We start from the raw sequence: 8,228 nt of genomic DNA, 5'->3' as shown, positions 1-8,228 counted from the left end.
CGTAGACCGAGCCGCAGACTTCGCAGTTGTCGCCGTACTGGTCCTTGGCGTGGCACTTGGGGCACTCGCCTTTGATGAAGCGGTCGGGCAGGAACATGTTCTTCTCGGGGTCGAAGAACTGCTCGATCACCTTGCTGGAAATCAGTCCGTTGGCTTTCAGGTCGCGGTAGATCTGCTGCGCCAGGGCGTGGTTTTCGGGGGCGTCGGTGCTGTGCCAGTTGTCAAAGGCGATGTGGAAACCGTCTAAATACGGCTTGCGCCCGGCGGCGATGTTGGCCACGAACTGCTGGGGTGTGATGCCGGCCTTCTCGGCCGCAATCATGATCGGCGCGCCATGCGTGTCGTCGGCACCGACGAAGTTCACCGCATTGCCCTGCATTCTTTGGTGCCGCACCCAGATGTCGGCCTGGATGTACTCCATGATGTGGCCGATGTGGAAGTTGCCGTTGGCGTAGGGCAAGGCGGTGGTGACGAAGAGTTGGCGTGGCATGGGGGAACGGGCTTTCAAAACAGCCCTCGATTTTAATCTGGCAGCGTGGCATCGGCCCAGCCGAAGAACCGGCACACCTCGGCGCTTTGGGCTTGCGCATCGGCATAGCCCAAGGCCATCAGTTCGCGGGTGAAGCCGGTCTCGAACAGCAGGTAGCTGGCCAGCGCCGATCCCTTGGCGGCATCGGTGTGGGGCGTGGAGCCCAGGCCGCCGAGCATGGTGCGGATGGTGGGTGGCAGGTTGTGTGCGTGGCGGGCGGCGATGGCATCAATGCGCTGCGACGGTGCTATCAGCAGCAGCTCGATGGGGCGTAGCGGGCTGTTGTGGCGGAACTCAGCCGGTATCAGTGCCAGCGTGGTGTTGATGCGCCGCACCCGCTCCACGTCCACTGCCAATGCGTCCAGAAAGATGTTGGACAGCGCGTGGCCAGCGATCTGTGCCAGCGAGGGATAGCTGTCGTTGGCCAATGTGGGGGCTTCCCCTTTGGGCTCGTGCATGCGTCCAGCGCCGATCACCAATATCTTTTCTGCTCCCAAATGGATAGCGGCGGCAACTGGGGCCGACTGGCGCATCGAGCCGTCGCCAAAGTATTCGTTATGGCCGTGCATGGGCAGCGGCATGGCGGGGAAGACGAAGGGGATGGCGGACGAGGCCAGCAAATGCTCCAGGCTGAGCTGGTCACGCATGCCCTGGCGCTGCGACCGGACCCAGGGCTGCAATGCGTCGCTGCCCTGGAAGAAGGTCAAATGTTCGCCCGAGCTGTAGCTGGACGCGGTGACGGCCAGCGCTTGCACATGGCCCTGGGCGATGAGGCCGGGCAGGCGCTCCAGCGGCACCATGTGCGCCAGCAGCTCGCGCAGCGGGCGGTTGTCCAGCAGGGAGCGGGGCTGGACCTTGCGCCATTTGGCCAGCATCCAGCCCACCGACAGCAGCGTCAGCCAGCGCGCGCCGCTGCGCATCACGCCAATCGGGTCGGTGCGGTAGACCTGCCCGGCTTCCATGTTCTGCCACACGTTGACGATGCGCCGTACCGCGGTATCAAAGTCGTCGGCCCCGCAGGCCAGGGCAGCGGCGTTCAACGCGCCTGCCGAGGTGCCGGTGATGATGGGAAAGGGGTTGCCCGTGTCGCCCGCACCGCTGGCCAGGCGCAGGTCGGCAATGGCTTCGAGCACGCCCACCTGGTAGGCGGCGCGGGCCCCGCCGCCGGTGAGCAAGAGGCCAGTGAGAGGAAGAGGTGGTGGCATAGGGCGATGATGGATGCTGGCGCGCGGCAGCGCACTAGGGCTTTTCACCACGCTGGCGCAATTGCTCCAGCGTGGTGGCCAGCCAGGTCAGCATGGCAGGGTCGCGGCTGGTGGCGATGTTGATGCCCATCCACGGGCTGGGGGTTTGCCGCAGCGAGAACAGCGCCCCGGGGCGCAGCAGGTAGCCCGCCTCCAACCCCAAGGCGGCCAGGTGGTTGGTGTCCACGCCCGTGTCGAACCAGCCCAGAAAACCGGCCTGCGGCTGGCAAAAAGCCCGCAGCCCCAAATCCTGCATACGTTTGAAGGCCGGCTCGCGCAGGCTGTCCAGAGCCGCGTGTACCCGCTGGCAGTGCTTGCGGTAGCTGCCCTCGGTCAGGGCCTTGTAGACGATGCGTTCGTTGATTTCGGGGGTGGTCAGCGCGGTCAATAGCTTGTGGGTGGTCAGGGTGTCGACCAGCTCCGGCGGGCCCGCCAGGTAGCCCACGCGGATGTTGGGCGCGAGCATTTTGGAAAAACTGTTCACGTACACCACCCGGCGCAACTGGTCCAGGCTGGCCAGCCGGGTCACGGCCATGCCCTGGGGCAGAAAGTCGGAATAAATGTCGTCTTCGATGACCAGGATGTCGTGGGCCTCGGCCAGCCGCAGAATCTGGTAGGCCGTGGCGGCGCTCAGCAGCGTGCCAGTGGGGTTGTGCAGCACGGGGTTGAGAAACATCAGCTTGGGTTTGTGCTTTTCGACCAGCGCGGTGAGGGCTTGCACGTCCAGCCCTTGCGGGGTGTAGGGCACACCCACCACCTCCACGCCCTGCAGCCATAGCAGCGGATTGCACCAGCCGGGCTCGCCCACCAGCACGGTGTCCCCAGGGCGCAGCACCATGCGAAAAACCAGGTCAATGGCCTGGACTGCGCCGGTGGTGGTGAGGATTTGCGACGGATGGGCCTGGATGTCGCGTTCGGCCAGCGTGCGCTGGATTTGCGCCCGCAGCGGCGCGTAGCCTTGGGCTGAGGCCCCTTGCGCCAACTGGAGGCTGGTGCTATGGTTGGCCAGCGCCCGCAAACCCATTTTGAGCAGGTCGCCGCCGCACATATCGGGCGGCAGATAACCCGAACCCGGCGACAGGTGGGCCGGAATGCCGCTGGTCATGTTGCGGACCATCCAACCCATGTTGATGGCGGGCTGCGGTTTGGCGCGTGCCGGGACCGACTTGGCACGCGTGCTGACATGCGCCGCAGCTTCGCGCACAAAAAACCCCGCGCCGCGCCGCGCCAGCAGGTGCCCGCGCGCCACCAGCCGCTCGTAGGCGGCCACCACGGTAAAGCGCGACACCCCGCGCTCTAGCGCCAGCTCGCGCACCGAGGGCATGCGCATGCCGGGGCGAAACACCTGCTGCTGGATGCGCTGTTCGGCCCACTGCACCAGTTGGTCTACCAGCGTGGTTTGCGCGCCCAGGGTGGCACTGTGGTCGGCTGTATCGGTTGGCATAGGGTGACTGTATTGGTCGATAAAACGGGCCAGTTGAGATGACTGTTTTGTTAACTGTATTGGTACTGTACAGGTGGCAAGGCTACATTGAATACCGCTCCACCGCAAGACGCAGTGGAGGTTTTTTCAGGAGATAGCCATGGTCAAGATTGAGCATTTCGAACTGCGTACGCCGGATGTGGTGGCGCTGCGCTTGCCTGCCGGTGCGGTAGTCCGGGTCAGTACTGGCTGCCTGTGGTTGACGCAAGATGGCCGTAGCGAAGACGTGTGGCTGCAGGCCCACGGCACTTGGATCGCGCCGCAAGCGGTCAGCGTTCGGCTGAGCGCCGAGCCGTCGGTGGATTTTCAGATTGCACAACCGGCGGCGGTGCGCTGGGCCCCGCGCATTCGGATGGCACGGCCGACGCAGGGTATGGCCGGGGCCGTTGGTGCCGCTTAATTACAGCTTGCCGGGCAGCAGCCGCTGCACCAGCGGGTGCTGCACTTTCTTCTCGGTGCCAATCGCATAAAAGCGTTCTTCTACGCCTTCGCAGGGGCCGATGCGCTGCACGCCAAAGCGGGTGGTCAGCTCCTCGTGCACCCATTCGGCGGCGGGGAATGCCCCCATGCCACCGGCCCCAAAGGTCACCAGCAGGGCACTGTCTTCAAATTCGCCCACGATGTGCGGCTTGACACCGACGCGCTCGAACCACTGGTCAATCCGCGGGCGCACCGCCGCGTGGGTGGTCGGCAGCAGCACCGGTACGGTGGCCAAGCTGTGGGGGAAGTTTTTTTGTGCTGCCTCCACCCAAGGTGCGGGTGCGTACCAGGCCATGGCCGAGGTACCCAGCGGGTGGCTGTAGACCTTGATGTTGGGGTTGGCGGCGGCGGGGCGGTCGGCCAGCACCACGTCCAGCCGGTGCAGGGCCAGGTCACCCAGCAGGTCGTCGAATTCGTCTTCGTGGCAAAGCAGGCGCAAGTTCGGTTCGGGCATCACCGGCTGCAGCAGGCGGCGCACCACCAGCTTGGGAAGGCCCTCGGAGATGCCTACGGCGAGCCGCACCGACGGTGCACTGACGGCATCACGCACCACGCTGGGCAGCCCTTCGCCCAGCTGAAAAATCAGGTCGGCTTGGCGCATGGCGGCCACCCCGGCTTCGGTCAGCACCAGGCCGCGTCCCTCGGGCTTGAGCAGGGTGACACCCAGCGAACGCTCCAGTTCGCGCACCTGGGTGCTCACGGTTTGTACCGCCATGCCCAGGCGGTCGGCGGCGCGGGCCATGCCGCCCTCGCGGGCAACCACCCAGAAGTAATGTAGGTGGCGGTAGCTGAAGGCTTCGGTCATTGTCAAGTTTTAAGAGATGAATACTTCACGATTCTCTGCTTTTTAAGAAGCTGCTGCGCGCGTATGGTTAGCCATCTTTCACTCAGGAGCCATCCATGGAACATATTTCCCCCTCCGGTCGCCCGGACCACACGCTGATCACGCAGGCCCCTTCCACACTGCCTAGCGCTGCCCACCGCGTGCTGCGCAACACCTACGCGCTGCTGTCGATGACGCTGCTGTTCAGCGCCGCCGTGGCAACCGCAGGCATCGTGCTGCAAGCCCCGGCCCCCGGTTTGGTGGTGATGTTGGTGGGTATGTTTGGCCTGCTGTTTGCGGTGCACAAGCTGAAAAACAGCGGCTGGGCGATTCCCGCCGTGTTTGCCTTCACCGGCTTCATGGGCTACACGCTGGGCCCCATCGTGGCACGTTCGCTGGCGATGCCGGGCGGTGCGCAGGTGGTAATGATGGCGCTGGCTGCCACGGGTGCTACGTTTTTGGCCTTGTCGGCCTGGGCGGTCACGTCCAAGCGCGACTTCAGCTTCATGGCGGGCTTTTTGTTTGCCGGGATGGTGATTGCGATTCTGGCCGGTCTGGCCGCCGTGTTCATGGAGATTCCTGCGCTGAGCCTGGCGGTGTCGGCCATGGTGGCCTTGCTGTCCGCTGGTTTGATACTGATGGACACCAGCCGTATCGTCAACGGGGGTGAAACCAACTATGTGATGGCCACGGTGGGCCTGTACCTGTCGATCTTCAACCTGTTCACCAGCCTGCTTAGCCTGTTTGGCATCGGCGGCGACGAATAAGCCTACGGGGGTGGGGCGCAAAGTTTTGGGCATAGACTACGCGCCCCATAGGAGTTATGCATGCCTTTTTCAGAACAACAGGTGCTGGACGCGGTCAAAAGCGTCATTGATCCCAACACCGGCACCGATTTCGTATCGACCAAAGCCATCCGCGACCTGAGCGTGCAGGGGGCCGATGTGGCTTTTGGCATCGAGCTAGGCTACCCCGCCAAGAGCCAGCACGCCGCCTTGCAGGCCGCCCTGGTAGCCGCCGTGCAGGCGCTGCCGGGCATGGGCCAGGTCAGCGTAACTATCTCCACCAAAATCTCCGCCCACGCCGTACAGCGCGGCGTGCAATTGCTGCCCGGTGTGAAGAACATCGTGGCCGTGGCCTCGGGCAAGGGCGGCGTGGGCAAGAGCACCACCGCCGTCAACCTGGCGCTGGCGCTGGCTGCCGAAGGCGCCCGTGTGGGCCTGCTGGATGCCGATATTTACGGCCCTAGCCTGCCGATGATGATGGGCATCCAGGGCAAGCCCGAGAGCTTGGATGGCAAGAACATGGAACCCATGGAAAACTACGGCGTGCAGGCCATGTCGATCGGCTTTCTGGTGGACCAGGACCAGGCCATGGTCTGGCGTGGTCCCATGGCCACCCAGGCGCTGGAGCAGTTGCTGCGCCAAACTAACTGGAAAGACCTGGACTATCTGGTCGTCGATATGCCCCCCGGCACCGGCGACATTCAGCTCACGCTGAGCCAGCGCGTGCCCATGACCGGCGCGGTCATCGTCACCACGCCGCAAGACATTGCCCTGCTGGATGCGCGCAAAGGCATCAAGATGTTTGAAAAGGTCGGCGTGCCGATTTTGGGCATCGTGGAAAACATGGCCGTGCACGTGTGCAGCCACTGCGGCCACGTCGAGCACATCTTCGGGGCCGATGGCGGCAAGAAAATGGCGGCGGACTACCAGATGGATTACTTGGGCGCGCTGCCGCTGAACATGCAGATCCGCGTGCAGGCCGACGGCGGCCAGCCCACCGTGGTGGCCGAGCCGGACGGCGAAATCGCCGCCCTGTACAAGGCCATTGCCCGCCAAGTGGCGGTGTCGATTGCGGGCAAGAACAAAGATTTTTCCAGCAAATTCCCGACGATTTCGATCAGCAAAGATACATAAGCCGCCATGAACCTCATGGCCGCCATGCGCTACTTCTCGGCGCTGCACGAGCACAAGCACTTTGGCCGGGCGGCCCAGGCCTGCCACATCACCCAGCCTGCCTTGTCGAACGCGCTCAAGGCGCTGGAGGATGAGTTTGGCGTGGTCATCGTGCGCCGGGGCCGCACCTACGAGGGCCTGACCCCCGAGGGCGAACAGGTGCTGCTCACCGCGCACCGCATGCTGCACGAGCACGAGGTGCTGCAGCAGGCGCTGAAAAGCGAGGCCGACTACCCCCGTGGCCGCCTGCGCATGGGCGCGATTCCCACGGCCGTGCCCATCCTGTCGCGGTTTGCGGCCATGTTGCAGGCCCGGCATCCCGGCATCCAGCCGGTGGTGCTGTCGCTGAGCTCGCTGGAGCTGGAGACGCGGCTGGAAGACCTGTCGCTGGATCTGGCCCTGGGCTATACCGACCGCATGCAGCAGCGCGCCGTCAAGCTGCAGGCCTGGCCACAGTACGACGAATACTATTTTCTAGTGCGCCGCGCCACGCAGCCGCACCCGGACGGCCTGCAAATCCGCGACCCCGTGCCGTGGCAGACCCTGGCCGATCTGCCGCTGTGCCTGCTGACCCCCGAGATGCACAACCGGACCATCATGGACGCGGCTTTTGCCGCCGCAGGCATCCAGGTGGTGCCCGCCATTGAGACCAATTCCATCTTCTCGCTGGTGCTCAGCGTGGTGGACGGCAGCGTATGCAGCGTACTGCCCGGCGGCTTGCTGGCGGCCGTGCTGAACTACCGCGCGCTGGAGGCGCTGCCGCTGGTGGCGCCCGAAGTGCGCACTCCCATCGGCTTCATGGCCCCCAGGGTGCTACGCCCCTCGCGCGCCATGCAGGCCGCCCTGGCGTTGGCCGGGTCGCCCGACTGGTTGCGCCATGTCCGCGCCCACAGCGGGCAACTGGCCGGTGCCTGGCCACTGTAAGTAAATGTTACATATGCTATTATTTTTAAGTTAAAAATAATAGCTGCCAGCGCAAATTAACTGTGCGCTAACGGCCATTTTTTTAACTAAAAAGTGCCTTGAAATTCAAATATGTACGCGCGACTGCTGCACTGCAGCATTCGCGCTTTGAATTGCCCCATGTCGATATTCCATTGGACCCGCCATGGCAAGGCCTGTAAAAACCGCTCGGAAACCACGAAATCCGCCGGAAGTTCTGGTGGACATATAGATAAGGAAACACAACCCATGGCAGGATTCCTGGACAAAGAGGGCACCATTGCGGGCCCTGGATTTAACCGTTGGCTGGTTCCCCCAGCGGCGTTGGCCATCCATTTGTGTATCGGCATGGCCTATGGGTTTTCGGTCTTCTGGCTGCCTTTGTCCAAGGCGCTGGGGATCAAGGAAAGTATCAAATGTGGCCCCGACATTGGCTTCTTCCAGGAGCTGTTTGTCACCAACTGCGATTGGAAGATTTCGACCCTGGGCTGGATGTACACCCTGTTTTTTGTGCTGCTAGGTTCGTCGGCGGCGCTGTGGGGCGGCTGGCTGGAACGCGCCGGTCCACGCAAGGCGGGTGTGGTAGCTGCGCTGTGCTGGTGCGGTGGCATGTTGATCTCTGCTTTGGGCATCCACCTGCACCAGTTCTGGTTGATGCTGTTGGGCTCGGGTGTGATTGGCGGCATCGGCCTGGGCTTGGGCTACATCTCGCCGGTGTCCACGCTGATCAAGTGGTTCCCGGACCGGCGCGGCATGGCCACCGGCATGG

Annotated in this window: 9 protein-coding genes; 5 read left to right on the top strand and 4 right to left on the bottom strand. The window is 63.7% G+C overall.

Annotated features, from left to right (window positions below; all coding sequences use genetic code 11):
• From ABI213_RS02170 to ABI213_RS02160, 3 genes are all read right to left on the bottom strand, one after another.
• Window positions 1-490 (bottom strand): class I tRNA ligase family protein (locus ABI213_RS02170; RefSeq protein WP_348025926.1); only part of this gene is annotated, 490 nt, incomplete at its 3' end.
• A 32-nt stretch (window positions 491-522) separates the two neighbouring features.
• Window positions 523-1,734 (bottom strand): patatin-like phospholipase family protein, encoded by a 1,212-nt coding sequence (locus tag ABI213_RS02165; RefSeq protein WP_348025924.1) that lies wholly within the window; start codon window positions 1,732-1,734, stop codon window positions 523-525.
• 34 nt (window positions 1,735-1,768) lie between these two features.
• Window positions 1,769-3,217, bottom strand: a complete 1,449-nt coding sequence (locus ABI213_RS02160) for a PLP-dependent aminotransferase family protein (RefSeq protein ID WP_348025922.1) — start codon at window positions 3,215-3,217, stop codon at window positions 1,769-1,771.
• Window positions 3,218-3,356: 139 nt separating this feature from the next.
• On the opposite strand from ABI213_RS02160, the gene ABI213_RS02155 reads away from it, so the two are divergent.
• Complete coding sequence (locus ABI213_RS02155) at window positions 3,357-3,656, top strand: DUF2917 domain-containing protein (protein WP_348005072.1); 300 nt, start codon at window positions 3,357-3,359, stop codon at window positions 3,654-3,656.
• Here the strand turns inward: ABI213_RS02155 and ABI213_RS02150 are convergent, their stop codons facing one another.
• Window positions 3,657-4,541: a LysR family transcriptional regulator gene (locus tag ABI213_RS02150; protein WP_348005073.1), complete on the bottom strand. Its 885-nt coding sequence runs from the start codon at window positions 4,539-4,541 to the stop codon at window positions 3,657-3,659.
• Between the two features lie 95 nt (window positions 4,542-4,636).
• Here ABI213_RS02150 and ABI213_RS02145 point away from each other — a divergent pair, with 95 nt between their 5' ends.
• The 4 genes from ABI213_RS02145 to ABI213_RS02130 all read left to right on the top strand — a co-directional run.
• The gene (locus tag ABI213_RS02145) at window positions 4,637-5,326 is read left to right on the top strand and encodes a Bax inhibitor-1/YccA family protein (protein ID WP_348005074.1); all 690 of its coding nucleotides are present in this window, start codon (window positions 4,637-4,639) and stop codon (window positions 5,324-5,326) included.
• Window positions 5,327-5,386: 60 nt separating this feature from the next.
• A complete protein-coding gene (gene apbC / locus ABI213_RS02140) occupies window positions 5,387-6,478 on the top strand; it encodes an iron-sulfur cluster carrier protein ApbC (RefSeq protein ID WP_348005075.1) in 1,092 nt (363 codons plus the stop codon).
• Between the two features lie 6 nt (window positions 6,479-6,484).
• Complete coding sequence (locus tag ABI213_RS02135) at window positions 6,485-7,441, top strand: LysR substrate-binding domain-containing protein (RefSeq protein ID WP_348005076.1); 957 nt, start codon at window positions 6,485-6,487, stop codon at window positions 7,439-7,441.
• A gap of 267 nt (window positions 7,442-7,708) precedes the next feature.
• On the top strand, window positions 7,709-8,228 hold a 520-nt coding region (locus ABI213_RS02130), incomplete at its 3' end, for an MFS transporter (protein ID WP_348025920.1).

It is taken from the genome of Rhodoferax sp. (assembly GCF_039922535.1).
GTDB lineage: Bacteria > Pseudomonadota > Gammaproteobacteria > Burkholderiales > Burkholderiaceae_C > Rhodoferax_B.
This window is presented reverse-complemented; position numbering and strand designations above follow the sequence as displayed.